The following is a 24,458-nucleotide window of genomic DNA, read 5'->3' as shown; positions in this document are numbered from 1 at the left end:
TCACGGGCCGTAGTGCATGAAGGGGGCCCATAGGTGGGGCTCGGAGTGCTTGGCGCGTACGGACTGCACGGCCTGGTGCAGTGCCGCCGCAGGCGTCACGCCGTCTGCGGAGGCCGCCGCGGCCTGACGGTGGAACGCCATGGCGATGTCGGCCGCCACTTCGTCGAGTACCGTCCACTGCGCGGCGACCACATGCCGGAATCCGGCGGCCAACAGCGTGCCCGCCACATGGACCTGATCATCGGCGAGCGTGAGCTGGCCGGTCGCGGTGCTGCACGCCGAGAGGTAGGCCAGGTCGGCGTGGGTCAGGTCCAACGCTCGCAGTGCGTCGAAACCCAGTCCGCCGTGGTGCGCGTAGTCGTGCGGCAGGAGTTGCGCGCTCCCGGAGACCTGGAAGTTCTGGGAACCGTGTCCGGCGAAATGGACCCACGAGTGCTGCGGCAGCTCCGACACGATCCGCGCCTTCGTTGCCTCCGGCCCGACGACGGCCGTGCAGTTCGGGTAGAGCCGCCGAAGACCGGCCAGTTCTATGGAAGCCTGAGGGAGAGTCGGCAAGCCGGGCGTGTCAGGAACGATCACCAGGGGCGCGGCAGGTGTGGGGGATGCGGCGCCGGACGGATGTTTCGACGCGGCCCGCAGGGCGCGCAGAGTCGGAGTGTAGGACGAGACGACGCGATCGATCGCGCACTCGCCCGCCGTGCCGTCGTAGGGCGAGTGTTCCCCCGCGGCGTGCAGGGGCAGGAAGGACAGCATGCCGGTCGGACACCACCACACGCGCGGCAGCCCGGGTGAGCTGTGGTGCGGTAGCGCGTCCAGAACGGGACGGACTGTGGTGTGCCACAGCCAGCGCAGCACACCGTTCACCGCGACGCGGGTTCCCTTGTAGCGTTCCTCGCGGGGGGACGAGCCGTCGACGCTCCGTCCCACGCCCCACAGGAATGCGCTCGCCTGCCGGACAACGGCGTCATGCGACACCTCCGGCAGCGGCACCAGAGTGACGTCACCGTCATGGACCAGCAGCGCGTCGCAGCGGTAGCGGCTCACGTTGATCACGGCGACCGTCCGTCCGGCCGTACCGAGATCCCCGGCACCGGACCCGCCGGCCGACATCAGGAGCCCGCGACCCCGTTCCAGCAGGTGGACGGCGTCGACCGGATCACCGGCCGCCACCGCACACGCGGCCGCCTGGGAAGCGAGGCCGAAGAAGGAAGCGATTCCGTGCTCACGTACGGCGTGGTCCCCTGCGGCGAGATGGGCGGCCAGCAGGTCGATCGCCTCGGCGAAGGCGTCGCGGGCCGGCCGCCACTGGGCCGCGTCGGCGCGCAGCCGGCCCAGCGCCATGTGGGCGGCGATACGGTCGGTCGCTGTCGCGCCGCTGCCCGGACTGGCGACGGCCCGCAGCAGTTCCTCCGCCTCCCTGGTCGGAGCTCCGGCGCGAAGAGCGAGGCAGCGGGCGAGAGCCGCCGTGATGGTGGCATGGCGGCGATGCTCCGGTGGCGTGGCGTTCCCGGCGGCTCGCAGTAGTTGCTCCGCTTCGCTGAGCAGCGCGGGATCCTGCTGTGCGATCCCGTACAGATCGCACAGCACCACCCCCAGATTGAACGTCGCCAGCAGGAACGCGTCCTCGGACTCGGCCGCGGCGCCGATGACCGAGCGGTAGAGGTCCGCGGAGCGGCGCAGGTCCGCGGGATCATCGGGGCTCCGGCGACGCAGCACGACGGCGAGACCGATGACAGCCATCCATCGGTCGGGCCCCGGTGGGTAGGCCTCGACGGCCAGTCGTGCGACCTGTTCGGCTTCGTCGAACGCGTCGCGTCGTGCTCCCACGTCCGGCAGGACGGCCGCGCGCAACTGCAACGCGTGACCGAGGTGCATCAACGCCGTGGCGCGAGACCCGCTGTCCGGCGGGCACAACTCTTCGGCACTCCGGAACGTCTCCACGGCGAAGTCCAGTTCCCGAGGATCTCCGAACATCTCGTAGCAGCGCACCAGGACGCGGGCGAGGGTGTCGAGCATCGCGGGAGCGGCGGTGTCCCCGTGCGGGGTGTTATCCAACGACATCTGGGCACTGCGCCGGGCCGCGCGCAACGCACCTTCGTCACCGGTGAGGACGTGGCTCTCGAACTGCGCGTCCGCCAGATCACTGAGGTACGCCGCACGAAGGGAGTGCTCGTACGGCAACGCCTCGGCCGCCGAAGTGAGCGCTTCCTCGGCACGTTCCAGGGCATGCAGGTCGTGGGTGCGCTGGCCCAGGAGCATCAGCAGTCGTCCGAGCCGCCCGAGCGGGATACCCTCGCCGTCGTCCGGGAGGCCGGCGACCGCCGTTTCCGCGGACGCGAGAGCCTCTCGGAGTACAGCCAGATCATGGCTGACGACGTAGTGATCGCTCAGGACACGAGCGGCGGTCAGATGGACGAACGCCGCCGCCGGATTCCTTGGGTCCACCAGGCGAATGGCATCCCGGCACAGCCGCACGGCCTCCTCCATCGCCTGCTCCGAGGCGTCGAGACCAGCGCGAATACAGAGGATCTCGGCCTGGTGGGTGAGCAGTCTGGGGTAGTGCGCGTGTGCGGGACTGGTGCTCCGCAGCGACCGGGCGCCCACCTCCTCGGCCTCACGCAACCTTCGCCTTTCTCCCGTGGCCTCGAAGTGGTCGAGGAGCGTCACACCGAGGTTGTACGCCGGGGAGTGGGCGAGGACATCGTGTGGGGGGACATGGCCGATGGCCTTGCGCAGGTGGTCCGCGGCGGCTTCCAAGCGCCAGATCTCGTCGGGTTGGAAGGCGTATCGGCGGCGCAGGACTCTGCCGATCAGTTCGAGACGGGAATGTTCCCGTCCCTCCTCCACCGCCGTGTCACCGAAGGCGGACAACAGATCGGTCCACGCGTCGAGAGCCTGCGGAAAGCCGGCGGTCACCGGCTCGTCCAGAGCGTTCTCAGCGTCGGTCAGCAGCTGTTGCAGCTGTCTGGCGGGGGCGTTCTCCGGTGCCGAGCCGAGCCGCAGCATCGCCGCCACGTGCGCGGGCAGCTCGCCAGGAAGAACGGCCTCGATCTTGGCGAACAACTGGAACGCCAAGCGGGCATCGGCGCCGCCGAGATCGTCCACGGCCACAGCTCGATACTGGTGCAGCCAGGCCGCTGCGGCCACCGACTCCGGAGTCGGCCTCTCCACCGCACGCGCCGCGTCCTGCTCGGCCTCCGGGCTCAGAACGGCCGACGCGTCCCCGGCCCGGAACCTCTGAAGCCGTGCCCGCACGGCTTCCAGAGCCGAATGCTCCAGGTCAGTCATCGCTCTCCCACATCCCGAACGGCAACTCGTCGGCGTAGCGCCACAACTGGCTCCCAGGCGCGGTGAGATCGCGCTCGAGGCGGGGAATCCAGTCGCGCAATTCACCGTGCGTCCCGGCGTCCCAGGACCACAGGAAATCGATCATGTCGTCAGGGACCTTCTCCACATGCTGGTCCGCGGGCCCGCCGCCGCGAAATCTGCGACTGAACCGAGCGGCGGCGTCCGAGTCCCCGCGCTGGTGGAACCAGCCGTAGGCGTTCGCGCTGATCATCTGGGAAACGTATTCGGCGAGCGCCAACAGATTCTGCGGTCTGGCGTCCTTGCCGACCGCGAACAGAACGCCGTGAAAGAAGTCGGGGAAGAGAGGCGGGATGTCCCGTGCCCGACTGGTCGGTGTGTCCGCCGCAGGTGAGGGGGAGGCCGTTTCGCTCTCGCGGGACGCGCGGACCGCGACGAACCCGAAACCCAGAATTCCGAGCAGCACGATGACGATGAAGAGCGCCATACCCTGTCCCCCTTCAGGCGGCTTTCTGCGCATCACTATGACGCGGAGCCGGGCTCCCGTGGGCAGGAACAGGTCAAGTCAGTCCCGTACGAACCGGACAAGCCGGCCTCGGCCCGACCTCGGAGCAGTTCCGGCAGACGAGGTGACACGCCCATGCCTTCGCGACGGAGCGAGGCCGCGCCGCTGAGCGTTGGCCAGTCCCTCACCTCCTCGGCCGAGCAGATTCCCGACCTTCGACCCGACAGCGATCCGCCGAAGGCACATGGCGTGGACGGTTGTCGGCCCCTACTCTCAAGTTCTTGTGTTCTTGGCCGGGGGAGTGCCGATGCCGCCTCACAGACCGCGCCGCCCGTCCGGGACGGGGATCCTTGCGCTGTTGCTGTACGTGACGACGGCGTTCGGGCGGGACAACGAACTGCCCGGGATCCTCAAGGGCGGTGAGGACATCCTGTGGGTGGTCCCCGACTGCCGGTGCGGATGGATCGGCCGAGCACGGCCCGCGCGGGAGTGCCCGCACGCGGACACGGACTGGAGACAGGTCAGGGACGGGCGGGCCGGCCTGGTCGTGGTCTGCTTCGAGCCCGGCTGCGAGGAAAAGGTGACCATAGGGAAGTACAGTCGCGCGACGCACACGGCGGCGACGATCCGGTGTGATCCGCACCGAGGGAGGAGCACGCCGTGAGCCACCTCGGTTCGCTCGGCTTCACCGACGCCGATCTCACACCGCGGCTGAAGTTCGTCAACATCCTTCCCACGGCGGTGTTCCTGATGGTCACAGGGGCCCTGGGGCTCAGTGGAGCCCCCGCGCACGCGCCGACCCTCACCGTCCTGATCGAGAACGCCAAGCACGCGAGCTGGCCCGCGGCACTGGGCCTCACATCGGCGGCGCTGGTGACCGGACTGCTGCTGCAGCCTCTGGAACTTGCTTCCATCCGGTTCCTGGAGGGCTACTGGAGGACATCCGGACCCCTGCGGGGCCTGGGCGAACGCGGACGGTGGATCCAGCAGCGGCGCAAGGACCGGCTGGTGTGGCTCGACGAGCAACTGGGCCACAGCGCCCACAAGGAACTCGTCGAGCACGTACCGCGCGAACTGGCGGCCTTCCCCGACAAGCAGCAGGTACTGCCCACGGCGCTCGGCAACCGGCTGCGCGCCGCCGAGGAGAAGGCAGGCGCGGTGTACTCCCTCGACGCCACCCTCACCTGGCCCCGGCTGTACTTCGTGCTGCCCCCGGACGTCCTCAGATTCGTCTCCCAGTCCCGCAACGAACTCGACACAGCGGTCCGGCTCTGTCTCTCCTTCGCCCTCACCTCCCTGGCGGGCGCCGTGCTGCTGCTGCGCCACCCGGTGTGGCTCGCCCTGCCGGCCGGCTTCGCCCTGCTGTGCGCCCTGGCCTACCGCACGGCCGTCCACGCCGCGCAGGCGTACGGCGTCACCTTCACCTCCGTCATCGACGTCTACCGGCTGAGACTGCTCAAGGAGATGTCCGTGCGGATGCCGGCCGACTCCGACGAGGAGCTCGGCATCAACGACAACCTCCGGCTGCTGTGGGAGCGGGAAGGCCCGCTGGAGGAGCCCGTGCGCTACGACCCCGGCCCGCCGGCCGGACCCGCCGCCTGAACAGGGCGTACCTCGACCCCGGCGAGAAACGTCATGGCCGTCACGTGCAGGAACGGCCGCTCCCGCACGCCTTCCGTCCCCGGCTCTGCGCCGGCCCCGGGAGCCGGTACGGGCAGCCCGGGAGCCGGCGTGGCCACCTCGACCTCCCGGCCGAACCGCTCGTACCTCACGTCCCAGTCTCCCGGCACCCTGATCTCGACACCGCCGAGGAAAGCGGTGACGTCGATCCGCGCGCGACCCTCGAACGGACTCGCCTCGCGCAGGTCGATGACGCATCCGCTGGCCACAGCCGTCAGGGACCCGAGCGAGAACGCCCCCACCGGCCAGACGATGTGCCGTGACTCGGCCACGCTCACCAGCCGCGGGACGACCGAGCCGTCCCGTGCGCGCGGTCCGCCGACCGCGACACCGACGAGCATCGCCACGCCGGCCCCCACCAGCAGGGCCGGCCACAGCAGTGGCCGCACGGAACGGGGGAGAGGGTCGGTGGTCACGGCGAGGGCGATCAGACCGGCGAGGGTGATCAGGGCGGGTCCCCGCAGGGCCGTCTTCGTGGCCAGGGCGAGCCGTACCGCTCCACCACACCCCAGCGCGACGAGTCCGAGCGGCCACCAGACGGACAGCCGCTGCCACACCTGCGCCGAGGGGGCGAGCCGGTCGGTGAGCACCAGCAGACCGGCACCGAGCAGCATCAGCGCGATCCAGATGCGCAGATGACTTCGCACGTCGCCTTCCCCGGACAATGGGCTTCTCGGTCCGGGGAACGTTAGTACATCAACTGCCTTGACCCACACAGGGGTTCACGACCTCCTCCGGACCTGGCGCACACCGCACCGGAGCCCCCGGCTCCACAAGGCCAGCGCAGGCTCACGGACGAAGCGCTCCTCGACGTCGCCGCATGTTTCCGCAGGTCTGGAGCCCGGCGCGCCGCGCTGCTACGATTGATCTTGAGCTGAACGGCGGACGTCGCGCCGGTCGGCGATGCGTTGGTGGTCCAAGGAAAGACGCCCCGCTTCCTGCGGGGAAATGCAGGTGCAAGGCCTGCCCGGCGCTCTGCGAAAGACCCTGCCCCGGTTGTCCGGGGCAGGGTCTTTTTCGATGGGGGCGAAACATCCCCGGGTGAAACCACTGTTGAGCGTTGACGACGCAATCGGTCGTCGGTGCGGCTCCGGGACGGGCGCACCAGCGTCGGCTCACTGCCGGTGACACGGGAGAGGGACGGGAGCGGGCCTGTGCCGAGCGGCGCAGCTCGTCGCGGATCTGCGCGTCAGAGACCACAGCCGTCACCGCATGCCTCCAGGCGTGATCCCCGATCTCGTGGCTCCCCCTGGCGATCCGCCGCACCCCATCCGGGCCGCGTCGCCGTGCGGACCCGGGCGTCGGCCCGCCCGCACTGCGTGGAACATGTGCCGGCACGGCTCCCCGGAGAATCGCTGCGCCCGCTCGTTCGGCGACTGTCCGAACTGGGCCTGGAAACCGCCGTGTTGCCGGTCGTACGGGTCTCAGATGTCACTAAGGCCATAGACGGGCTACGTACAGTACGAGTATGGCTACGTTGCGGATGACCCTGCAGACCCAGCTGGTGCTGCGGGCTTTGCTGGAGGACACCGCTCGAGAAAGGTACGGCCTGGAGCTGTGCGAGCTGGCGGGACTGCCGTCGGGAACGATCTATCCGATCCTGGCCTGACTGGAACAGATCGGATGGGTGGACAGCACCTGGGAGGACTCCGCTGCGCACGAGCGGGCAGGGCGCCCGCGGCGGCGCTTCTACCGGCTCACCCACGACGGTGCCGAACAGGCCCGTGACGCCCTGGCGCGCGCCTACCGGTCCCGCAGGCAACCGCTGCCCGGATGGGCGGCCCGCCCGGCCACGGACGGGGGAGCGCCGTGAACGGCGCGCGGATACGGACCTGGCGTACGTAGCCGTTACCACTGCTGCTGAGGTGCGCGGCAGGGCGAGCGCCGAGGCTGCTGGCGCGCCAGCAGGGAGAGCGGCGGCCGCCAATGACGTCAGCCGTCGTGTGGCGGTGCGGCGGTGGGCCTGGGCCTGGGTGTGGCCGTCGTGCGGGGGACAGGCGGCGTCGGTGTTCAGTGGGGTCCGCGTCATGCCGCCGGCCGTGGGCTCCGTCCCCGGTTCTTGACGAGCTCCGGGTTTGGTTCCTTGCGGCTACTTCCTCTGCTCGGTGGTGTCTTCCCCCGGGCTCTGGCTCGTCGGCAGCAGGTACTGCAACTGCGTGTACTGCTGGGCGCAGGCCGTTCGCGCGATGGCCTCGGAGACCGCGTCGGCGAGGGGACGGGATGATTTCCTCAGCAGAGTGCGGGCCTTGTCCGTGAGTGCCACCTCGACGCCGCGCCGGTCGCCGCACGCGGAGTTCTTGGTGATCAGCCCCGCGTGCTGCAGGCAGGCCACCTGGTAGGTCAGCCGTGTCTTGGGGCGGCCCAGCAGTTCCGCGATCCGTGTCATCCGCAGGCTGGAGCCGGGCTGGTCGGCGAGCAGGCACAGCACCAGGAACTCGTCGTGCGAGATCCCCATCGCGTCCTTCACCCGTGAGCGGAGCTGCTGCTCGATCGCGCCGGCTGCGGCCAACAGCTGCATCCAGGAACGCAGTTCGGCCGGCAGGAGCCCGATGTCGTCTGACGGCGCACGTTCGGGCTGATCGGCGGGGGCGGGAGAGTCGGCCATGGTGTCACAGTCTAACGGTTGTCCATTTTTGGATAACCGGTTAGCGTGTGGTCATCCAAATTTGGACTACTGGCTGCGGTCTCCGACCGCAGGCCGCGGTTGCGGCTCCCAGGCCGCTTCCTCCTCAACTTGTCTGGAGAACCCCCATGACCGTCGTCATCGAAACCGGCTTGTGGCAGCTGGACCCCGCCCGCACCACCGTGGCCATCGCGCATCGGACCATGTGGGGCCTGGTCACGGTGAAGGGCGCCTTCGGCAAGGTCACGGGCGAGGGTGAGATCAAGCCCGACGGGACCGCCCACGGCCTTGTCAGCGTGGACGCGGCGTCCCTGGACACCAGGAACGCGAAGCGGGATGAGCACCTGCGCGGCAGTGACTTCTTCGACACCGAAAACCACCCGACTGTCGCTTTCGCCGTCCAGGACGTAGCGGTGACTCAGGACGACACCACCGAGATCACCGGCCGGCTGACCGTCCGGGGTGCCAGCAGCCCGCAGACCGTCACCGCGCACGTCACCGCATCGAGTGACGAGGCGATCAGCCTCACCACAGAGTTCACCGTGGACCGGGAGCAGTTCGGGATGGGCTGGAATCAACTGGGCATGATCCGCGGCCGGACCACGGTCACCGCGACCCTCACCTTCGCTCGCACGGCCGTCTGAAAAGCCGACGCGCTCACTCCGCACACGTTCGGCCACCTGAGGATTCTGGCCGAGTCGAAGCGTGGCGGTCGGCCTCGTCGGGGACGGTGCGGCGGATTCCGCGGAGGATCATGCAGCCATTTTGTGATCTTGAAATTCGTGCGAGGACACGCAGGCGTGGCCTGCGAGAACATTCCTTCCCTGGCCGATGACCGCGCTCCGTCTCACCCACGCGACCAACCCGGTCACCCACCCGCCGCACGCTCTTCGGCGGCGACTGGACCACCGAGGGCACCGTCCCGGCCGCCGTGGCGTAGGCCCTCCGGAACGCCCGGCAGGGCCGAGTGCGATCGGCGAGGACAGGTGGTCGACGAGCGCAAGCTGTTGCGGCACCATTCGGGGCGGGGACGGGCGACGAGGAGCAAGGTGATCACCCAGGGCGTGAAGATCGCAACGCGATGCGATGCCTGCGGGGGTGTGCTGACACGCGATGTCGGCCAGTTCATCGACCGCGGACGCCTGTGGTGGGGAACGGAAGGCGCCTGCCAGTCATGCACCGTCGCGTGGTGCGAGCAGGACAGCGGCAGCGAGACCCCGGAGGAGATCCGCCAGGCACTCCTGTCCGAACACGGGCCTGCCCGGCTCCGCCTGATGGAGCCCGAGACCAGCCCGGTGGCCGTCCTACGTGCTCTTCGCGAGGCGCGTGGCCTGACTCTCACGCAAGCGAAGGCCCTGGCAGATGAGTTGAGATCGACCGGGCTGGTGGGAACGCTGGTCGAGATGGAACTCATGGCTGCCCAGCTCCGGCAGCGCTCAGTCAGGGCAGTGGTGGAGACACAGCCCTGCTGACCGTCAGAGCGAGAGCGTTAGGTGCCTGATCAGCTGACGTCGGCTTCGTTCTCGATGGCGGTGAGGTGCTTCTTGAGGCGGTAGTCGGGGCCGTCGATGTGGTGGAAGAGCCGGTCGAGGATCGCGGTGGCGAGGACTTCGTCGCCGAAGACCTGTCCGAATGCCTGACCGAGCGACCTGCCTTCCTGCCCGGCTCCGCACGGTCCCTGCCCGGCGGCATGTGCCGGACGAGGCGGGCAAAGACCCGGCACGAGCCACGTGATCAGCGCGAGTGAACAATCGGGGCCACTCGACGGACGCAGATGGAAGGGCCACCGTCCAGGCTTTGGCGCTGGCCAGAGCCGACCCGCGCCGCGAACTGGGCCGCCGGCAGGTGGCGGACGCGACGCCCGTTCTGGGGGGCCGACTGCACGACCAAGCACGGACATGAGCCGGGGGAGCGGGCCGCGGACTCGATGGACGGGCAGTCCGCCGACTCGAAACGACTCCCGCACGAGACGGACACGGGATCAGCTTCGGCCGTGTTCGGCAGATCCTCGCGAAGGGCCTTGGCGCGCTCCACCTGGACGCCATGAACCACGCCCGCTCCACGGTGTGTGGGTCGACGGCGGACGGGTCGGGAGCAGGTGGGACGAGTCTGCGGTGGTCACCGACCGCAGAGCAGCGCTCAGGCTGCGGGACGAGTGCGTCCACTGCTTGCATTCGAACATGGCCAGGACCACCGATAGAATGAGCAGGTCACGGACCGCTGGCGCGTCCGATTGGCTACGGACACCGGGGTTATTCGCTCTGTCCTGGACTCCTCACGCGATGAACCCCGATGAAGGAGTCGCAAATGGAAGCCAAGACCACGGCCCTAGTCGTGCAGGCCGACGAGGCAGGCGGCGCGTCGCTCTCTGACGGAGCGTTCGAGTTGCTCGCCGATGGCGGTGCGGTCAGCGCCAGCCGTCTTACGCTCAAGACCGGTGCCGACGGTGCGCCTCCGCATCACCACAAGCTGTCCCACGAAGTCTTCTATGTGCTCGGTGGGACGATGCTCTTCCGCCTCGGCGACACCCTGACGACGGTGGGGACAGGCGGCTTGGTCGTCATCCCGCCCGGTCTGCCACACGTCTTCGGGGCGGCCGACGGTCAGGAAGCAGACGTGTTCGTCGTTCTCAGCCCAGGCATCGAGCGGTTCGGCTACTTCGAGCAGTTGGCCGCGATCAGCCGCGGTGAAGCCGAATTCGACTCGCTAATCCCTGAACAGGACCACTACGACGTGCACTTCGAGAGTCTTCTCAACTGGCGCTCGGTCACCTGAACGCAAGCGGTGCTTCTGCTGACATCACCGACCGACATCAACGGAGACGAATACGAGCGGTCGCCGCGAGATCTCGACGGACGAGCAATCCGGTCGCAGCAGCAGTTGGTCACCGCTGGCAGGACCCTGTGATCGACCTGATAGGGAAGCGGACCAAGTGCAAAGCGTCCGTGCCCAGCCCTGATCAGTCTTCGGCGTCGTGGAAGTAGACCGTAAGACTTGGCCGATAGCCGTCCGCGGTGATCTCCGTATGCATGAGGAGATCCTGAACCTCGACCAGGCCAAGGCCTTCGATGGAGTCTGCGACTCTGCGGAGCAGCGCAGGCACGTCATCCTGCCCGATTCCCTCCGGGTTGGCCTGGGAGAAGTGTTTGATCGTCCACGATTCCATGTGCTCATGATCGCGCAAGTGCCAGCCGTCGATGCGGTCCCATCCAGGGGTGCTGTACAGCAGCGAAGTACAGCAGCTCCGTACCTCCGAACGGCCGCCACCAGGCCCAAGCAGCCGACTGACGCGCCTGGCAGACCTCAGCGACCGCCCCCCGTCCATGGTTCGCATCGCGGAGGCGCCGCCCCTGCTCAGAGGCGGCGCATGGCGCACTTGCGCAGGGGCCAGTCAGCGAAGGTGAGTTGAGGTGTGGGACGAGGTCGGCGCGAGCACCGGGGAAACGGTCGTCATCCCGTGGCCGCCCAGCTGGGTCTGGTCGAGGGAGCCGTCGGCACGGTGCACCGCACGATCGCCATGCAGATCGGCAAGGACGCACAGGGGCTGCTGGCCCCCGCGTTGCCGGACGAGATGCTCCGCACCGTGTGGCTGGGAGCCACGAAGGGGTACTTCGACCCCGTGGCTCACGGCCTGAGCGGAAGTTAGTGGATGGCGCGGATCGAAGAGACGTGGACCGCGAGCGTCCGCGAGGCCGACGCCATGTTCGTTCCGCCCGCGCCGCGGCCGGTGACAGACGCGGACCCGCGCAGGCGTGTTCTGGACCAGATCGGCACCGGTGCCGACGGCCTGGAACGGGCTGCCGACGAACGATCGCTGCCCGGTCTGGTCCCCGCGCTGGATCGGGTCGTCACAGGGGCCTGTGCGGATCTCGGGTTCCGGTTGTTCCTGCGGGCCTTGAAGGAGCACTTCGTGGCCATCGACCAGAACCATTGCGAAGCCTGCCCTCGGTGAGCGTTTCGGCTACCCGGAGTTCCTCGTGGACGACAACCTCAACGTCGGATAGGGCACGACCTGGCCTGGTAGCACACGGGCCCTGCCGAGCCCAAAGGCCACGGCTCGGCAGGGCCCGTCTCGTGTATCGCACCGTTGAGTCGAAGCCCGTGGTCCGCCGCATGGCCGAGGAACTCTGTGTGCATCACGAGGCCCTGCGCGGCTGGATCTGGCAGACCGAGGCCGGCGCCGACGAGCGGGACGACCTGCTCACCACCGAGGGAAGGACGAGCTGACATTAGAGACGACCTCACGCCAGGAGATACCTAGTTGCCTCGACGCCCGGGGCCCGTCGTTTGGATCTCCACCAGTTGGCCAAGGCGTCTGACCGGAGGGGCGGTCGCGGTGTCGGTCGTGGCGTGGGTGTCGGCGCGGCGGGCTTCCGCACGAGCTCACTGGAGCAGTTCGAAGTGGGGGTGGTACGGAGAAGACGGGCAGACGTGGAGCTGCAGATTGTTACCACCGGTGATGTCGATCAAGGTGAAGTTGCCGTCCCGGGCGCCCAGGGGCGGCGGGCCCGGGGCCGGCCGGTCCTCCTCGGCGATCCAGGTCGCGCTGCCGCCGTCCCACTCCGATGAGGCGATGGTGAGGAGCGGGACCGCCACGGTGCCGCACTCCGGGCAGGCGCGGTCGACAGGGTCGGTGGGGCTCCAGCGGGTCCAGCCACCGGTCTTCCAACCGGGAGCAGTGCAGAGGCTGTTCAGGTAGAGCTCGCCCGGATCGTCCGCGAACGCGTTGTACCGCGCCGGGTCGATCGTTTCCCAGCGGCTCATGTCGTCCAACTGGTCTCGAAGCTCCTTGTCCAACTCCATGGGGTTGGGAAACTCGGTGACCTGCTCCGGCGAGAACAGGCACGGCTCCGGAAGGTACCAGCCGTCCTGGACGATCGGCGGCTCGGGCGGTGCGTCGAGGACGTCTGTGACCGTGGCGGAGGACCGCCAGAAGAGAGCGGTCTTCGGGTGCGCCATCTCGTGGTCGAAGGGGCACCACAGGACTTGGAGCAGGTCGGCGTCGGGCGGGCAGGGGAAGGGCATGTCGCGGGCGTACAACTGGGCGACGGGCATGAGAGGGATCGGGCCGTCGAACCAAGGGCGGCCCGCCCCGATCAGATCCCAGGTCTCCTGTTCCTCGGGGGTCCGTTGAGCTGCTTCGGGGTCGAGGTGAAGGCGCTCGGCCGCTGCGGCGAGGACGCGGCGCTGGAGCCGGATGTCCTCCGGCGAGTTGATCCTGAGCGCCGCACGCCGGTCGTGCGGTTCTTCGCAGTAGGGCCACGGCTCGTCGGCGGGCCACAGGAGCGGCCCGCCGACGGAGCTGTCGTGCACGGTCGGCGACCCGGGCCGCGGGTGCAGCCGGGTCGCCATCCGCGCCAGCGGGGCCAGTTGAGGGAAGAGCGCGGTGACGTCGAACGGCCGCGGCGGGGTGGTAAGTATGGCGTTCATCGCGGTGATGCTGCCAGCAGCCGCTGACATCGGGTGTAAGAATCCCCGTCAGCTGACACCAGACAGGCTCTCCGCGTCAGCAGGCAGACCAGAGGAACCGAACTCCACGACGCCTTCGTCTCCTTGGCCTGGGTGCTCAACTGCTGGAGGCGGCTTCAAAAGCCCAAGAACGGCTGACCGGTGTCAGGGCAGGCCAGGGCCCCAGCGGGCAGCTCCAGAGCGTTGATACTCTCCGCGTCCAGGGTGAGGCGGGGGAGATGATCGTGGGAGCAGAGCCGTCGAGTCCTCCGGGCCGCTGGCTCACCGGAATTGGCTTGGGTGCCCTCATCGGCGGGCTGACCGCAGTGGTGAGCATTGCTGCGATTGGGAGGGCATGGGCTGCTTGTGACATCGGCAGCAACGCAGGAGCCAACGGCATGACTTTGCTGTTTCTCGCGCCTCTCATATGGATCGCCGCTGCGGTTCCGTGGGTGATCCTGCACAGCACCCTCGGAAGACGTCATCGCAGGACAGCCCTGATGGCAGGACTCATCTTCACCTTGTGGTTCACCTGGTTCCTTGTCACATGGCTCGGGATGCCGGACTCCTACCCCGCCCCGTTCTGCCCGGGCAACGTCCCACCCTGGTGGCCGAGCTTCCTCCCGGCATGACTCCGGCGTGGCAGCGGCACCTCTTCAGCAGCGCACCCGACCAGCCGCTTCGACCGTCGAACCGCCCCGCTCCCACCAGCGCAGCATCACGAGGACATGAACACAGCCACGGTCAGAAGAAGTCACCCCGAGTGAAGATCACCAACAGCGTCCGGAACTGCGGACAGAACCATTTTCAGCAGTCCTCATCGTCACCGGATCTTCCGTGAAGTCATCGAGGTTCCGCCCGGAAGCCGAGTCAGGGCGATGCTGTGGTGATCAAATCGTTGCCGCACCTCGTACAACCGCGAACAGCCCTTCGCGGTCACACAGTTGGCCGCCGAGGATGATCCTCTGGCCGGTGCGCCCGCACGCCCTGTCCGGGCTACGGGAAAGGGGCGGGCTCGAAGATGGGGAAGACGAAGATGGGCAGGCCGATGTGGAGCGCGCTGGTGGCCGGTGGAGCGGCGGTCGTGTTCACAGGGGTGGCGGCGGTGCCGGCCGGGGCGGCGGAGGGCGGGGTCTCCTTTACCCGGGTCTCCGTGAACGGCGGGAAGCCGATCGTCATCGGGGTCACGGAGGAGGTCGAAGTGCCGGCGTCCTTCCGGATGACGACCAAGCTCAAGTACGACTTCGGGCCGACGGTGTTCCCCTACCGGGGGAAGCCCGACACGGGGGACAGGCTGTACAGCTCCGTCATCACCAGCGACTGCGAGGTCGTGGACAAGGCGAAGGGGATCTGCGACTTCAAGGAATGGCTGTACATCGATCCGCGGAACGTCGACTTCGGGAACGAGGACGCCGGCACCTGGAAGACTGCCGCTCGGGTCTTTCTCGCCGGTGACGCCTCCGACACTGACGACAAGAACCTCCCGTTGCAGGTCAAGCGGGCTACACGCGTCACCGCCAACGCCTCGCCGGAGCCGGTCGCGGCCGGGAAGACGATCACCGTGACCGGGCGGATCACACGGGCGAACTGGGACACCCACACGTACCAGGGGTACGCGGGCCGCACGGTGAGCCTGCAGTTCAAGGCGGAGGGTGCCTCCTCGTACACGACGGTCAAGAAGGTGACGTCGAGTAGCGCGGGGGCGCTCAGGACCACGGTGAAGGCCACCGTGCCGGGGACGTGGCGGTGGACGTACTACGGGAACTCCACCTCTGGGGCGAAGTCGTCGACCGGGGATTACGTCGCCGTGCGGTAGGCGACGTATGCGGACCGCCTCCTCCAGCCGCCGAAGATCCCAGGTGACCGCCTGTTCGTACAGGCGGTCAAGGCAAACCTGGAATGCCACGATCGGTCGAGGCCGGTGCTCGCGCTGACCGGCCGTCACTCGGCAGCCGAGTTCTCCTTCCGCCACCTCCAGCGCCAGAGCTCGTCGGCCCGGTGGTCGTGTTCGAAGCCGTCGCCGAGAGGTCCGACCCGTTCGATGGCCTCGGCGGTGCGCGGGTCGTCGCGCAGGGCGAGGCCGTAGGCGGCTTCCAGACGCACGAGTTGGTTGGCCTCGTCGAGCAGTCCTGCCAGGGCGTCGGCGACCGCGGAGGTACGGTCCCGGGAGCCGGCCAGTGCCGCCGCGGCCGCACTCCGTGGGCCGGCATCCGGGTCCTCGGTCAGCAGGAGCAGCGCTCGCGTGATCTCGGGGAGCAGGGTGTCGTCTCGCATGCTCGCCGTACACGCTCTGAGCCGCACCTCGGCGTCCGGGTCGCGCATGAGGGTGAGCAGGGCGGCCCTGGCCGCCGGGGTGCGGGGAACGTCGTCCGTGGAGAGGGCGTAGGGCACTTCGCGGCGTACGCGCGGGTCGGGATGGTGGCGGTGGCGCAGGCCGATGGCTTCCTGGCTCGGATGGTCGTGGCCGGTGAATGCGTCGAGCACCTTCGCGAGCATCTCGCCGTCCGTTTCCTCGGCCGCCCAGGCGGCCAGGAGTTCGCTCTCCTTCTTCTCGTAGTAGGGGCTGGTATCGAGGAACCCCCGCATCCGCAGGTAATCCAGCACGAACCGGCGATGCGCCGGGTCACGGTCGTGGTGATGGGCCACCACGGCCGACCAGGTCTCAAAGCTGCGGCGCTCGGTGAGGATCCAGCAGACCGTCCACCAGTTCACGTGGTCCTCGTCATACCGGCCGACAGCACGGGCGATCAGTTCGTCGACGGGGGTCAGGATGCGGAAGGCCCACTCCAGCGACGTCAGGATGGCCCCGTGGCCGGCTCGTACGTTCAGGCCGCCGAGTGAGACCAGACCGACCCAGTGGTACTCGTCGTCTTGAACGCGGACCGTCGCGGCCGGACCCGACGCGCCCGTCCTGCGCCGCAGTTCCTCGACCGCGCCCCTCTCGTACCAGTCCCGGGCCAAGGCGAGCAGCCGTCCACGGGCGGCTTCCGAAAGCCGCAGCCGGGGCTCCTTGCCCAGCACCGCCGAGAAAACCGTCGGAGAGCCTCCGTCGACGGCGCGCCACAGCGGCGTGGTCCCGTCCGGCAACACCCGGTCGGCATCCGCACCACCCTCCACCAACGCCTCGGCCACCGGCGCATCGAAAGCCGCCACGGCCCCGCACAGCACCGGCAGCCCGCCCGCGTCCACCGCATCCGGATCCGCGCCCCTGTCCAGCAGATCCCGCACCGCCTCAGCGTCCCCCGCCCGAACCGCCGACCTCAGCCGACTGTCGAATTCCGTCCCGCCCACACTTCTGTCCCCCATCCCGCATCACATCGCCGGCCCGCCGCGAAGAGCCCGCAACTTGCCGGAAGGCACAGCCGAGCTACGCCGCCGTCTTTCGTGGACTTCCTCGCAGCCCAAGCCCCTCCACCGGCACCTCTGCCAGCTGCGAGAGCCCCGCTTCCGCGAAGGCCAACGCCCCTGAGAACTCACCGGACCCATCATGCTGCCGTTTCCTCCGCCGCCCAGTCGAGTCCGAGGTCGGTGATGCGGCGAGTGTGGCAGCGGCCAGCTTCGCGCGTCTGGTCTTGGCGTTGGTCAGCCACACTCCGAGTCCGACTTGGCGTCGAGCCGCGTACCGGCCGGCGATGACGGTGCCGACTGTGCCGAAGCAGTAAGCCGCCGGCGGACGCCTCAGCCACGTCAGGCCGGCCATCGCGGTTCGGAGACGGTCGCGTTGGGGGCGTCGAGGAGCACTTGGGCGGGCTGGGACGCGGGCGGCTTTCCGTACACCCGCGGCCACGACCTGTCTGCGCAGGCCGGCGATCCGTTCGAGCGCCTGACCCCGGGGTGCCGGTTGGCGAGGAGGGTGAGTCCGGGCAGCAGGCTCACGCCCAGCCCGGCCGCGACGAGCGCCTGTACGGCGACGTAGTCGTCGGTCTCGAACTCGACGATCGGTGAGAACCCGGCTCGCCCGCAGGCGGCGACGAGATGCTCGCGGCAGCGTTCGCACCCGGCTATCCAGCGGGTCTCGGCGTAGGTGGCAAGCTCCGCCCGGGGGCCGTCCCAGGAGCGGTCGGCCGGTGTGACCACGAGCGCATCGGCCTGCCCCAGATCGGCGCCTACGAACACACCCTGGTCGAGCACGCCACCGAAGGCCTGCGCGGGGTGCCCGGACTCCGGCTGGTCGGCACGGCCGCGCACAAGGCGAGCATCGTGTCGTTCGTACTGGACGGCTACGAGCCCGCCGAGGTGGGCGCGGCGCTCAACGAAGAGGGCATCGCGGTGCGTTCGGGCCACCACTGCGCGCAGCCTGCGCCGGTACGGCCTGGAGGCCACCGTCCGGCCGTCGTTCGCCTTCTACAACACGCACGAGGAGGTGGACACGCTGGTCGCGGCGGTCCACCGGCTCGCGGACCGCCGCGGCGGCCACCACTGGGGCCGGGCAGACAAAAATTGTCAGACAGGCCCTAGCTGGCCGGCTGCCGGCAGAGCTGAGGACACAGCTCTGCCGGCACCTGGACGGCCTGGAGGCCACAGGACCCGCCGAGATCCGAACCGCCGTTGAGCCGGTCATCGATATGGGTCGCCGATCGGCACCAACTGCTCACCCGGCGGGCGGGACGCACGGACGCGCTCACTGCATGACTTCGAGATGCGGATGTTCGAACGATGTCGGGCAGACGTAGATCTGCATGCTGTAGCCCCTGCCGATCTTCACCATCGGCGCATCGGCAGGAGTGCGCAGCCCGGTGGGACCTGACGGCTTCTCGAGGTCTTTCAGAGGGGTCCAGCTGTCGTTTTGGCCGCTGCCTTCGCCGGAGTCGATGGTGAGCAGGGGTTTGTACGGGGCGTTGCAGGTGTCGCAGTGCATGGGGCTGGGGTCGCAGAAGTTCCACGAGCCCCAACCGCCGACCTTCCAACCAGGAGCGACCGAGAGCTCGTACTGGTAGCAGGTACCGCCGAGGCCTTCTTCCGGGTCCTCGGTGTCCTCCTGCTGCTCTTCTCCCCAGGCGTAGAGACGGTCAGCGAGCTCCTCCGGGAGTTCGTGCGGTGCCGGGTACTCGGTGACGACCTCGGGGTGCAGGACACAGGGCTCGGGAACGTAGCTGCCGTAGTGCTCGACGTCTGCGGGTTCCGGGGGATCGGTGAGCAGCTTGTCGACGCTCGCGGCGTTCCGCCAGACGAGGCGGGCCGCGGGAAGCTCGTTGTGGTGGTCGAGGGGGCACCACAGGACTTGCAGAAGGTCGGCTTCCTCAGGGCCTGCGAGTCCTGGCATGTCGCGGAGGTAGAGCTGGGCGACCGGCAGCAGGGCATTGGGCTCGGTGTGAGCCGGATGCCCTGCTTGGAGCGTGGCGAAATACACGCGCTCGTCGGGGTTGAGGAGGTGCTCGCGAGGCTCGCGGGGGCGAAGCCAGGCCGCGTCGAGCAGCGCCCGCCGTTGGCGGATGTCGTCGAGGGAGACGGGCGGGTGCGCGTTGTCGTGTCCCTTCGCGCAGGTCGGCCATTCTTCGTCGGCGGGCCACAGGAGTGGCCCGCCGACGGAGCTGTCGTGAACGGTCGGCCGGCCCGCACGGGGGTGCAGGCGGACAGCTTGCCTGGCCAACGGCGCCAGCTCCGGGAATATGGACGCGATGTCAACAGGCCGGGGTGGGGTCGTTCTCGACACTTGTGCTCCTTCAGCAGCCACCTGGGAGTTTCGGGCGGACTGTACATGCGGGATGCGACAGTGCAATCGACTGTCGGCCAGGAGGTCTTCGCCGATGTCGGTGCCGAGCAGCGGCGGCCAACGCGCGGGCGTTCCCGATCGGTCACTGCCCAGCGGCAGACGGTCAAGATCACCTGTCCCGGGACACGCCGCTCGGATTGTGGTGTCTTCGACGTCATCGGGGGTCTCGTAGAGGGCGAGCTCGGCGTCGCGGAGATCGACACCCGCCCGACGGAACCCGGTAGAACGGCCGCTGCCTGGGAAGACGCGAATTGATCTTCGTTGACGTCCCAGGGGAGGAAACATCACCATGGCCGTTCCCGCACGCGCCCGGCGTACCGCGCGCCGCTCCCGCCGGTTCGAACTCCGGGCGACGGCCCTCTACTTCGCCCTCCTCGCGGTCATCCTCGCTCTGGTGGGCGCGGCCGCCCGCACCGCGGCGGCGGCCGCGGTGCACCGTCCCGCCTGGGCTGTGGCGCTCGCTCTTGTGGGCGTTGGCGCCGTCATGGTCGGCTTCCGCGGGAAGCGCCGCATATCGGCGGCGAGGATCGCGCGCCGCACGGCCGCAGCCCTGGACGAAGCCACGCGGACGGCGGTCGAAGCGCTCGACGCGGCGGCACCGGCTCCCGCCGCCGGCCTGGTCCCCGCCGGGGCCGGCGTGGGCGGCGGCCTCCTCGGCACGGATCCCACCGTCCTGCTTCCCCAGAGCGTGCCCGAGACGCCCGCGGTCACGGTGGAGATCGCCTATGAGGCCCTGGACCCGGACGAGTTCGAACAGGCGGTGGCCGAACTGTGCCGGCGCGACGGCTGTCTCGACGTGGACGTCGTGGGCGGGGCCGGGGACCTGGGCGCCGACGTCGTGGCGAGGACGCCCGACGGGCGCTCGCTTGTCATCCAGTGCAAGCGGTACTGCGACGGCAACCGGGTCGGCTCACAGGACCTGCAGCGCTTCGGCGGCACCTGCTTCACCGTTCACGGCGCCGATGTCGCCGTCGTGGTCACCACCAGCGACTTCACCGCCCCCGCGCTCGACTACGCGGAGCAGTGCGGCATCGTGTGCGTCGACGGTCCGCAACTGCGCCGCTGGCAGGAAGGTACGGGACCGCGGCCGTGGGAGGCGCAGCCGGCGGCGGCCTGAGGCGGGTCGTGTCGGCGGTTCGATCTCAGGGCCTGCTGAGTCCGCAGGAACTGCCGCCCGCGACGACGCGCCGGTCAGCTATGAGCTTGCGGTGCGGGACGAAGGAGACGGCGCGACCGCGGAGGAGGCAGCCGCCCGGGCGGCGCGCGTCGGTGACGCGGACGCCTCGGCGGCCCTGGCCTGGCCCCGCCGCAACTCGGGCGCCGCGCGCGCCGCTGCCGAGTCGGCCCTCTTCGCAGCAGCCGGGGATCGCGGTCCGGGCAGTCGGCCGGTATCTGATTCCGTCGCGCGCCCGGATCCGGGCTCCGCAAGCGGCGCCGCGTGTGCGGGACGCCGACGTGCGGCGGGTTACGCCACAGTGCGCGGATACGACGATTTATGCCAGATGAGAAGTTGCTTTGCATTGCATAAGAGACGGTGTTCTGTGGCGATTTGGGCGTGTCCGAGGGTGAGGATCTGTGCGTGCCGGGCCGAACGGTCCGGGCAGTGACGGGGCGTCAGCCCCGGTTCGCACGGAAGGGTCTGAACATGATCAACGGGTTGAAGAGGGCCGCGGCCCTGGGTGCCGCGGCGGTGGCCCTGGCCGCGGGCGCGGTCGTCGGAACGGTCGGAACCGCGTCGGCCGCCCCGCGGGACCACCACCGGCCGGCGGCGGCGCCGCACCACTGTGTGAAGGTGGCGGGCCACTGGGCACGGCAGTGGCACCCGGCCTACCGGGACCGTCACCACCACTGGCACCCCGGCCAGTGGACCCGCGTCTGGCGCCCCGCCCACAAGGAGTGCCACCGCTGATCCCGTAGCCCGCCTCGGCGTCCGCCCGTAGAGACGGCGGCGTCCCCGAACCGGGACCGGCCCCGGCGCACCTCTTCGAGGACGTGCCGGGGCCGGTTCGTCAGGTCGCACCCCGATTTCGGGCTCAGCGGTGGCGCGTATGGCCGGCTGCAACGACACCGGCCGCGGACCGTCCGGGCTGGGCGGCCACCCCACGCCGACGCCCCTGACGCGGCCAACGCGGTGATGCAGAACGCCAGTTACTGCGTAAGGCCACCGCCGACAACAGTGCCCAGCCGCGCGGTAACCTCTATCGACGGCAGCGCAATACGGCGAGCTGGCGGTGAGTGATCAGGCGGCAGGCGAGTTTGAGGAAGCCTTCGTGGATGTCAGCTCGCCGTTCCCATCGGATACGCAGACGCCGGAAGCCGTGCAGCCACGCGAAACTCCTCTCCACGACCCGCCGGTAGGTGCCTGGGCCTATGCCGTGCAGGGTGCCGCGGCGGGCGGTCGCGGGCACGATGCCGCGGACCTGGTCGCGGTAGATGTCGTAGCCGCGGCCGGCGAACAGCGAGTCGGGTTTGCGGCGGGGCCGGCCGACGCGGCCCTGGACCGGCGGGATTCGCATCGAGAAGAGGCAAGAGCTGAGTGACGTCATTGCGGTTTCCTCCGGTCAGCAGGACCGCGAGCGGGGTGCCGTACCCGTCGGTGATCAAGTGGTGTTTGGAGCCGGCCCGGCCCGGCCGCGGTCGACAGCCGAAGCCGAGGCTTCGCGGCAGGTACTCCCACTGGATCCCGGTGTGCAGCACGTACAAGATCCCGCTCAGGGAGGTGCACGGTGGGCTGGACGCCGGCCCCGGCTGTTCGCGGCCTTCCTGGACGTTTCCGGAATATGGGCCCCGACCGCGGCGTTCACCGCTGCCGAGGCCCATATGCCCTCTGCCACCCATCAGTTCGCAGCCCTGGCCGAACAGACCGCAGCCCGCCGTGTCTGTGGCCGCGGGGAAGGAACTGTCTTCGGCGCAGAGCGTGTTGTACGCGGGTGTTGCCGGGCCCTGCCTAGAAGGTCAGGTTCCAGGCGTCGATCTTGCCTGTGTCGGAGGCGGCGTTGTCGTTGACGCGCAGCTTCCAGGTGCCGTTCGCGACCTCCGAGGAGGCGTTTACGGTGTAGGTCTGGGCGATGTTGTCGGCGCTGCCGCCGGCGTGGTTGTGCAGTGTGTAGACGGTGCCGTCCGGCGCCACCAGGTCGACCTTCAGGTCGCCGATGTAGGTGTGCTTGATGTCCACACCCACCTTGAGGGTGGCCGGGGCGTTGCCGGTCACGCCGGTTGTGGTGATCGGGCTCTCCACGGTCGCGTTGTCGTTGATGGCGAAGTCCGCGAGGTTCTCGAAGTACTTACCGGGCGGCGGGGTGGTCCCGACGGCCTTGAGGGCGTCGACTTGTCCTTCGCCGAAGAACGCATTGTTGGCCGTCGTGCCCGTGCAGCGGCTGTCCGAGGGGCAGGCGATGTCGTTGGCCTGGGCGGCCAGCTTGGCGCGGATCTGCGCCGGGGTGATGCCCGGGTTGGCGCTGGCGATGAGTGCCGCCACGCCGACCACGTGCGGGGTCGCCATCGAGGTGCCGCTCTTGGTGCCGTAGCCGCCGCCGGGGACGGTGGAGTACACGTTGCTGCCCGGCGCCGCGACGTCGATGACGCCCTGCCCGTAGTTGGAGAACGAGGCCTTGGTGACACCCGTGCCGTTGGCCGCGACCGTGACCACGCCCGGCAGCTCGGTCGGGATGTCGAGGCAGGCGTTGGTGATCGTGCGGGTGACCGGCGTCGAGTCGTTCGGGCTCGCGGAGTCGGTCGTCTTGTGGGCGAGGTCGTAGTTCTCGTTGCCCGCGGCGGCGATCTGGAGGGAGCCCTTGCCCTCGGCGTACTCCTGGGCACGCTTGACGCCCTCGATGATGGCTGCCTGGTCGATGTTGTCCGGGCAGTTGAACTGCCACGGGTCCGTGTAGTAGCTGTTGTTGGTGACCTTGAAGCCGTGGTCACCGGCCCAGACGAAGCCGCAGATGGTGTTCTCGGCGAAGAAGAAGGAGTTGCCCGGCTCAGCGACCCGGACCGCGGCGATCTTGACCCCGGGGGCCACGCCGACGACGCCCTTGCCGTTCTTGGCCGCGGCGATGGTGCCCGCAACGTGGGTGCCGTGCGTGTCGACGTCCCGCCAGGCGCCGACACGGGTGTCGGGCTTGCCGTAGGCGCAGGAGACCGAGTCGGCCGCGTCGAAGTTGGGCGCCAGGTCCTGGTGCTGGTCGTCCACACCGGTGTCCAGGATGCCGACCGTGACGGAGGCGGAGCCCGGGTTCACGGCCCAGGCCTGGTCGGCCTTGATCTGGCTCATGTCGGCCCGGACCGGTTCTCCGGCCGGGGTCGAGGCCTGGGCCGGATTGGCCGGGAGCGCCGGGTTGTAGGCGTCGGCCGGGACGTCCGAGGTGCGCGTGGCGCCGACCTGCTGCACGCCGGCGACGCCGCGCATGGTGGCGGCGAATCCGCTGGACGCCGAGTGGGCGACGATCACGCCGATGGCGTCGAAGTTCGAGAAGACGGTGCCGCCGTTGGCCGCGATCGCGGAGCGGACCGCCGAACTGTCACCAGGTGCGGTGATCACGAGGTAGGCACGCGTGCCGGCCACCCAGGCCGCACTCTGGGAAGCCGGCGCGGCGGCCGGAGCATGGGCCTTGGCGACCGGCGCGGGGGAGGGGCCGATGGGCAGCGTGCCCGCGAGGGCGCCCGGGGCGCCGAACGCGAGGGCGGCGCCGAGCGTGGCCGCCAGGACCAGCGTGCGTCTAGTCCGGCTGGATATGTGGGGTATCAAAGCGTCCTCCGGAGACGGCCCGGCCGTGCCTAGGGCACCGGCGGGGCCGTACGAAACGAGTGGTGGATGCAAGATGTCAGGCGCGTGCTCCTGTACGGAAGTACCTTTCCGTACAGGGGCGTTATAGGGGAATGGCTGAAAAAAGACGTACTCCGGGCATCGAGGGGTCGGGATTCACCGGGAGCTCGGCGGCGTCGACCGCACCCTGGCGTACGCCGCCGACCTGGTGCCAGGCCATCGACGGGGGTGTACGGGCCGCCGGCGTGGTGGCTGACCGAAGGAGCCCGCAGTTCGGTGACGAGCCCGCCGGCGGGCAGGCCGTGCTGCTGCCCAGCGCCGGCGCACCCTCGAGGGCGGGCGGCGTCCGGCCTGTGCGGTCACCCTGCCCGACGGAGACCAGCGTCCGGAACCCGTCCCGCTTGGGCTCCGCAGCGCA

General features: G+C 69.3%; 25 protein-coding genes and 2 pseudogenes. 14 read left to right on the top strand and 13 right to left on the bottom strand.

Annotated features, from left to right (window positions below):
- Both ACIQ7M_RS27775 and ACIQ7M_RS27770 read right to left on the bottom strand, forming a co-directional pair.
- Positions 1-3,288: a CHAT domain-containing protein gene (locus ACIQ7M_RS27775; protein ID WP_403649342.1), complete on the bottom strand. Its 3,288-nt coding sequence runs from the start codon at positions 3,286-3,288 to the stop codon at positions 1-3.
- On the bottom strand, positions 3,281-3,793 hold the full coding sequence (locus ACIQ7M_RS27770) for a hypothetical protein (RefSeq protein ID WP_403649339.1): 513 nt from the start codon (positions 3,791-3,793) through the stop codon (positions 3,281-3,283). The genes ACIQ7M_RS27775 and ACIQ7M_RS27770 overlap by 8 nt, the downstream gene beginning before the upstream one ends.
- A 325-nt stretch (positions 3,794-4,118) precedes the next feature.
- Here ACIQ7M_RS27770 and ACIQ7M_RS27765 point away from each other — a divergent pair, with 325 nt between their 5' ends.
- Together ACIQ7M_RS27765 and ACIQ7M_RS27760 are read left to right on the top strand one after the other, a co-directional pair.
- Positions 4,119-4,475: a hypothetical protein gene (locus ACIQ7M_RS27765; protein WP_403649336.1), complete on the top strand. Its 357-nt coding sequence runs from the start codon at positions 4,119-4,121 to the stop codon at positions 4,473-4,475.
- Positions 4,472-5,413 (top strand): hypothetical protein, encoded by a 942-nt coding sequence (locus ACIQ7M_RS27760; RefSeq protein WP_403649333.1) that lies wholly within the window; start codon positions 4,472-4,474, stop codon positions 5,411-5,413. The genes ACIQ7M_RS27765 and ACIQ7M_RS27760 overlap by 4 nt, the downstream gene beginning before the upstream one ends.
- Here ACIQ7M_RS27760 and ACIQ7M_RS27755 read toward each other — a convergent pair.
- Both ACIQ7M_RS27755 and ACIQ7M_RS27750 read right to left on the bottom strand, forming a co-directional pair.
- On the bottom strand, positions 5,377-6,138 hold the full coding sequence (locus ACIQ7M_RS27755) for a LiaF transmembrane domain-containing protein (RefSeq protein ID WP_403649330.1): 762 nt from the start codon (positions 6,136-6,138) through the stop codon (positions 5,377-5,379). The genes ACIQ7M_RS27760 and ACIQ7M_RS27755 overlap by 37 nt on opposite strands.
- 142 nt (positions 6,139-6,280) lie before the next feature.
- Positions 6,281-6,757: a hypothetical protein gene (locus ACIQ7M_RS27750; protein ID WP_403649327.1), complete on the bottom strand. Its 477-nt coding sequence runs from the start codon at positions 6,755-6,757 to the stop codon at positions 6,281-6,283.
- 202 nt (positions 6,758-6,959) lie between these two features.
- On the opposite strand from ACIQ7M_RS27750, the gene ACIQ7M_RS27745 reads away from it, so the two are divergent.
- Positions 6,960-7,100 carry a hypothetical protein gene (locus ACIQ7M_RS27745; protein ID WP_403649324.1) on the top strand — a complete coding sequence of 47 codons (141 nt, stop codon included), beginning with the start codon at positions 6,960-6,962 and terminating at the stop codon, positions 7,098-7,100.
- A gap of 18 nt (positions 7,101-7,118) precedes the next feature.
- On the top strand, positions 7,119-7,304 hold the full coding sequence (locus tag ACIQ7M_RS27740) for a hypothetical protein (RefSeq protein ID WP_403649321.1): 186 nt from the start codon (positions 7,119-7,121) through the stop codon (positions 7,302-7,304).
- 276 nt (positions 7,305-7,580) lie between these two features.
- Here the strand turns inward: ACIQ7M_RS27740 and ACIQ7M_RS27735 are convergent, their stop codons facing one another.
- Positions 7,581-8,096 (bottom strand): MarR family winged helix-turn-helix transcriptional regulator, encoded by a 516-nt coding sequence (locus ACIQ7M_RS27735; RefSeq protein ID WP_403649318.1) that lies wholly within the window; start codon positions 8,094-8,096, stop codon positions 7,581-7,583.
- Between the two features lie 146 nt (positions 8,097-8,242).
- Here ACIQ7M_RS27735 and ACIQ7M_RS27730 point away from each other — a divergent pair, with 146 nt between their 5' ends.
- On the top strand, positions 8,243-8,758 hold the full coding sequence (locus ACIQ7M_RS27730; RefSeq protein WP_403649315.1) for a YceI family protein: 516 nt from the start codon (positions 8,243-8,245) through the stop codon (positions 8,756-8,758).
- Positions 8,759-9,100: 342 nt separating this feature from the next.
- Positions 9,101-9,586 carry a hypothetical protein gene (locus ACIQ7M_RS27725; protein ID WP_403649312.1) on the top strand — a complete coding sequence of 162 codons (486 nt, stop codon included), beginning with the start codon at positions 9,101-9,103 and terminating at the stop codon, positions 9,584-9,586.
- Between the two features lie 29 nt (positions 9,587-9,615).
- Here the strand turns inward: ACIQ7M_RS27725 and ACIQ7M_RS27720 are convergent.
- Positions 9,616-9,747, bottom strand: a pseudogene (locus ACIQ7M_RS27720) (ATP-binding protein); the annotation flags it as partial.
- A 674-nt stretch (positions 9,748-10,421) separates the two neighbouring features.
- On the opposite strand from ACIQ7M_RS27720, the gene ACIQ7M_RS27715 reads away from it, so the two are divergent.
- On the top strand, positions 10,422-10,889 hold the full coding sequence (locus tag ACIQ7M_RS27715; protein ID WP_403649309.1) for a cupin domain-containing protein: 468 nt from the start codon (positions 10,422-10,424) through the stop codon (positions 10,887-10,889).
- A gap of 184 nt (positions 10,890-11,073) precedes the next feature.
- Here ACIQ7M_RS27715 and ACIQ7M_RS27710 read toward each other — a convergent pair whose 3' ends face one another.
- Complete coding sequence (locus tag ACIQ7M_RS27710; protein ID WP_403649306.1) at positions 11,074-11,280, bottom strand: hypothetical protein; 207 nt, start codon at positions 11,278-11,280, stop codon at positions 11,074-11,076.
- A 291-nt stretch (positions 11,281-11,571) separates the two neighbouring features.
- Here ACIQ7M_RS27710 and ACIQ7M_RS27705 point away from each other — a divergent pair, with 291 nt between their 5' ends.
- The 3 genes from ACIQ7M_RS27705 to ACIQ7M_RS27695 all read left to right on the top strand — a co-directional run bounded on the left by ACIQ7M_RS27705 (position 11,572) and on the right by ACIQ7M_RS27695 (position 12,341).
- Positions 11,572-11,760: a hypothetical protein gene (locus tag ACIQ7M_RS27705; protein WP_403649303.1), complete on the top strand. Its 189-nt coding sequence runs from the start codon at positions 11,572-11,574 to the stop codon at positions 11,758-11,760.
- A 3-nt stretch (positions 11,761-11,763) separates the two neighbouring features.
- Positions 11,764-12,066 (top strand): hypothetical protein, encoded by a 303-nt coding sequence (locus tag ACIQ7M_RS27700; protein WP_403649300.1) that lies wholly within the window; start codon positions 11,764-11,766, stop codon positions 12,064-12,066.
- Between the two features lie 122 nt (positions 12,067-12,188).
- Complete coding sequence (locus ACIQ7M_RS27695; protein ID WP_403649297.1) at positions 12,189-12,341, top strand: hypothetical protein; 153 nt, start codon at positions 12,189-12,191, stop codon at positions 12,339-12,341.
- Between the two features lie 156 nt (positions 12,342-12,497).
- Here ACIQ7M_RS27695 and ACIQ7M_RS27690 read toward each other — a convergent pair whose 3' ends face one another.
- Entirely contained in the window at positions 12,498-13,544 is a 1,047-nt protein-coding gene (locus tag ACIQ7M_RS27690) for a hypothetical protein (RefSeq protein ID WP_403649294.1), read from the bottom strand.
- Positions 13,545-14,583: 1,039 nt separating this feature from the next.
- Between ACIQ7M_RS27690 and ACIQ7M_RS27685 the strand changes: the two genes are divergently transcribed.
- On the top strand, positions 14,584-15,378 hold the full coding sequence (locus ACIQ7M_RS27685; protein WP_403649291.1) for a hypothetical protein: 795 nt from the start codon (positions 14,584-14,586) through the stop codon (positions 15,376-15,378).
- 125 nt (positions 15,379-15,503) lie between these two features.
- On the opposite strand, the gene ACIQ7M_RS27680 is transcribed toward ACIQ7M_RS27685, so the two are convergent.
- Complete coding sequence (locus ACIQ7M_RS27680; protein ID WP_403649288.1) at positions 15,504-16,868, bottom strand: hypothetical protein; 1,365 nt, start codon at positions 16,866-16,868, stop codon at positions 15,504-15,506.
- Between the two features lie 381 nt (positions 16,869-17,249).
- Positions 17,250-17,750: a LysR substrate-binding domain-containing protein gene (locus ACIQ7M_RS27675; protein WP_403649285.1), complete on the bottom strand. Its 501-nt coding sequence runs from the start codon at positions 17,748-17,750 to the stop codon at positions 17,250-17,252.
- On the opposite strand from ACIQ7M_RS27675, the gene ACIQ7M_RS27670 reads away from it, so the two are divergent.
- On the top strand, positions 17,646-18,020 hold the full coding sequence (locus ACIQ7M_RS27670) for an aminotransferase class V-fold PLP-dependent enzyme (protein ID WP_403649743.1): 375 nt from the start codon (positions 17,646-17,648) through the stop codon (positions 18,018-18,020). The two genes, ACIQ7M_RS27675 and ACIQ7M_RS27670, sit on opposite strands and share 105 nt — an antisense overlap.
- Before the next feature lie 163 nt (positions 18,021-18,183).
- Here ACIQ7M_RS27670 and ACIQ7M_RS27665 read toward each other — a convergent pair whose 3' ends face one another.
- Positions 18,184-19,152, bottom strand: coding sequence for a hypothetical protein (locus ACIQ7M_RS27665; RefSeq protein ID WP_403649282.1), 969 nt, complete (start codon positions 19,150-19,152; stop codon positions 18,184-18,186).
- Between the two features lie 412 nt (positions 19,153-19,564).
- Between ACIQ7M_RS27665 and ACIQ7M_RS27660 the strand changes: the two genes are divergently transcribed.
- Together ACIQ7M_RS27660 and ACIQ7M_RS27655 are read left to right on the top strand one after the other, a co-directional pair.
- A complete protein-coding gene (locus ACIQ7M_RS27660; protein ID WP_403649279.1) occupies positions 19,565-20,392 on the top strand; it encodes a restriction endonuclease in 828 nt (275 codons plus the stop codon).
- A 528-nt stretch (positions 20,393-20,920) separates the two neighbouring features.
- Positions 20,921-21,184 carry a hypothetical protein gene (locus ACIQ7M_RS27655; protein WP_389841608.1) on the top strand — a complete coding sequence of 88 codons (264 nt, stop codon included), beginning with the start codon at positions 20,921-20,923 and terminating at the stop codon, positions 21,182-21,184.
- A 289-nt stretch (positions 21,185-21,473) separates the two neighbouring features.
- Here ACIQ7M_RS27655 and ACIQ7M_RS27650 read toward each other — a convergent pair.
- Together ACIQ7M_RS27650 and ACIQ7M_RS27645 are read right to left on the bottom strand one after the other, a co-directional pair.
- Positions 21,474-22,023: pseudogene (locus tag ACIQ7M_RS27650) on the bottom strand (transposase); the annotation flags it as partial.
- A 199-nt stretch (positions 22,024-22,222) separates the two neighbouring features.
- A complete protein-coding gene (locus ACIQ7M_RS27645) occupies positions 22,223-24,022 on the bottom strand; it encodes a S8 family peptidase (RefSeq protein ID WP_403649276.1) in 1,800 nt (599 codons plus the stop codon).
- Positions 24,023-24,458 lie beyond the last annotated feature (436 nt).

The organism is Streptomyces sp. NPDC096324 (assembly GCF_044763015.1).
In the GTDB taxonomy this organism is placed as follows: domain Bacteria; phylum Actinomycetota; class Actinomycetes; order Streptomycetales; family Streptomycetaceae; genus Streptomyces.
This window is presented reverse-complemented; position numbering and strand designations above follow the sequence as displayed.

Bases quoted from the DNA above. Each gene is read 5' to 3' on its own strand.
- ACIQ7M_RS27775 (WP_403649342.1), bottom strand. From the start codon at position 3,288: ATGACTGACCTGGAGCATTCGGCTCTGGAAGCCGTGCGGGCACGGCTT.
- ACIQ7M_RS27770 (WP_403649339.1), bottom strand. From the start codon at position 3,793: ATGGCGCTCTTCATCGTCATCGTGCTGCTCGGAATTCTGGGTTTCGGG.
- ACIQ7M_RS27765 (WP_403649336.1), top strand. From the start codon at position 4,119: ATGCCGCCTCACAGACCGCGCCGCCCGTCCGGGACGGGGATCCTTGCG.
- ACIQ7M_RS27745 (WP_403649324.1), top strand. From the start codon at position 6,960: ATGGCTACGTTGCGGATGACCCTGCAGACCCAGCTGGTGCTGCGGGCT.
- ACIQ7M_RS27735 (WP_403649318.1), bottom strand. From the start codon at position 8,096: ATGGCCGACTCTCCCGCCCCCGCCGATCAGCCCGAACGTGCGCCGTCA.
- ACIQ7M_RS27730 (WP_403649315.1), top strand. From the start codon at position 8,243: ATGACCGTCGTCATCGAAACCGGCTTGTGGCAGCTGGACCCCGCCCGC.
- ACIQ7M_RS27715 (WP_403649309.1), top strand. From the start codon at position 10,422: ATGGAAGCCAAGACCACGGCCCTAGTCGTGCAGGCCGACGAGGCAGGC.
- ACIQ7M_RS27710 (WP_403649306.1), bottom strand. From the start codon at position 11,280: ATGGAATCGTGGACGATCAAACACTTCTCCCAGGCCAACCCGGAGGGA.
- ACIQ7M_RS27700 (WP_403649300.1), top strand. From the start codon at position 11,764: ATGGCGCGGATCGAAGAGACGTGGACCGCGAGCGTCCGCGAGGCCGAC.
- ACIQ7M_RS27690 (WP_403649294.1), bottom strand. From the start codon at position 13,544: ATGAACGCCATACTTACCACCCCGCCGCGGCCGTTCGACGTCACCGCG.
- ACIQ7M_RS27685 (WP_403649291.1), top strand. From the start codon at position 14,584: ATGGGGAAGACGAAGATGGGCAGGCCGATGTGGAGCGCGCTGGTGGCC.
- ACIQ7M_RS27680 (WP_403649288.1), bottom strand. From the start codon at position 16,868: ATGGGGGACAGAAGTGTGGGCGGGACGGAATTCGACAGTCGGCTGAGG.
- ACIQ7M_RS27660 (WP_403649279.1), top strand. From the start codon at position 19,565: ATGGCCGTTCCCGCACGCGCCCGGCGTACCGCGCGCCGCTCCCGCCGG.
- ACIQ7M_RS27655 (WP_389841608.1), top strand. From the start codon at position 20,921: ATGATCAACGGGTTGAAGAGGGCCGCGGCCCTGGGTGCCGCGGCGGTG.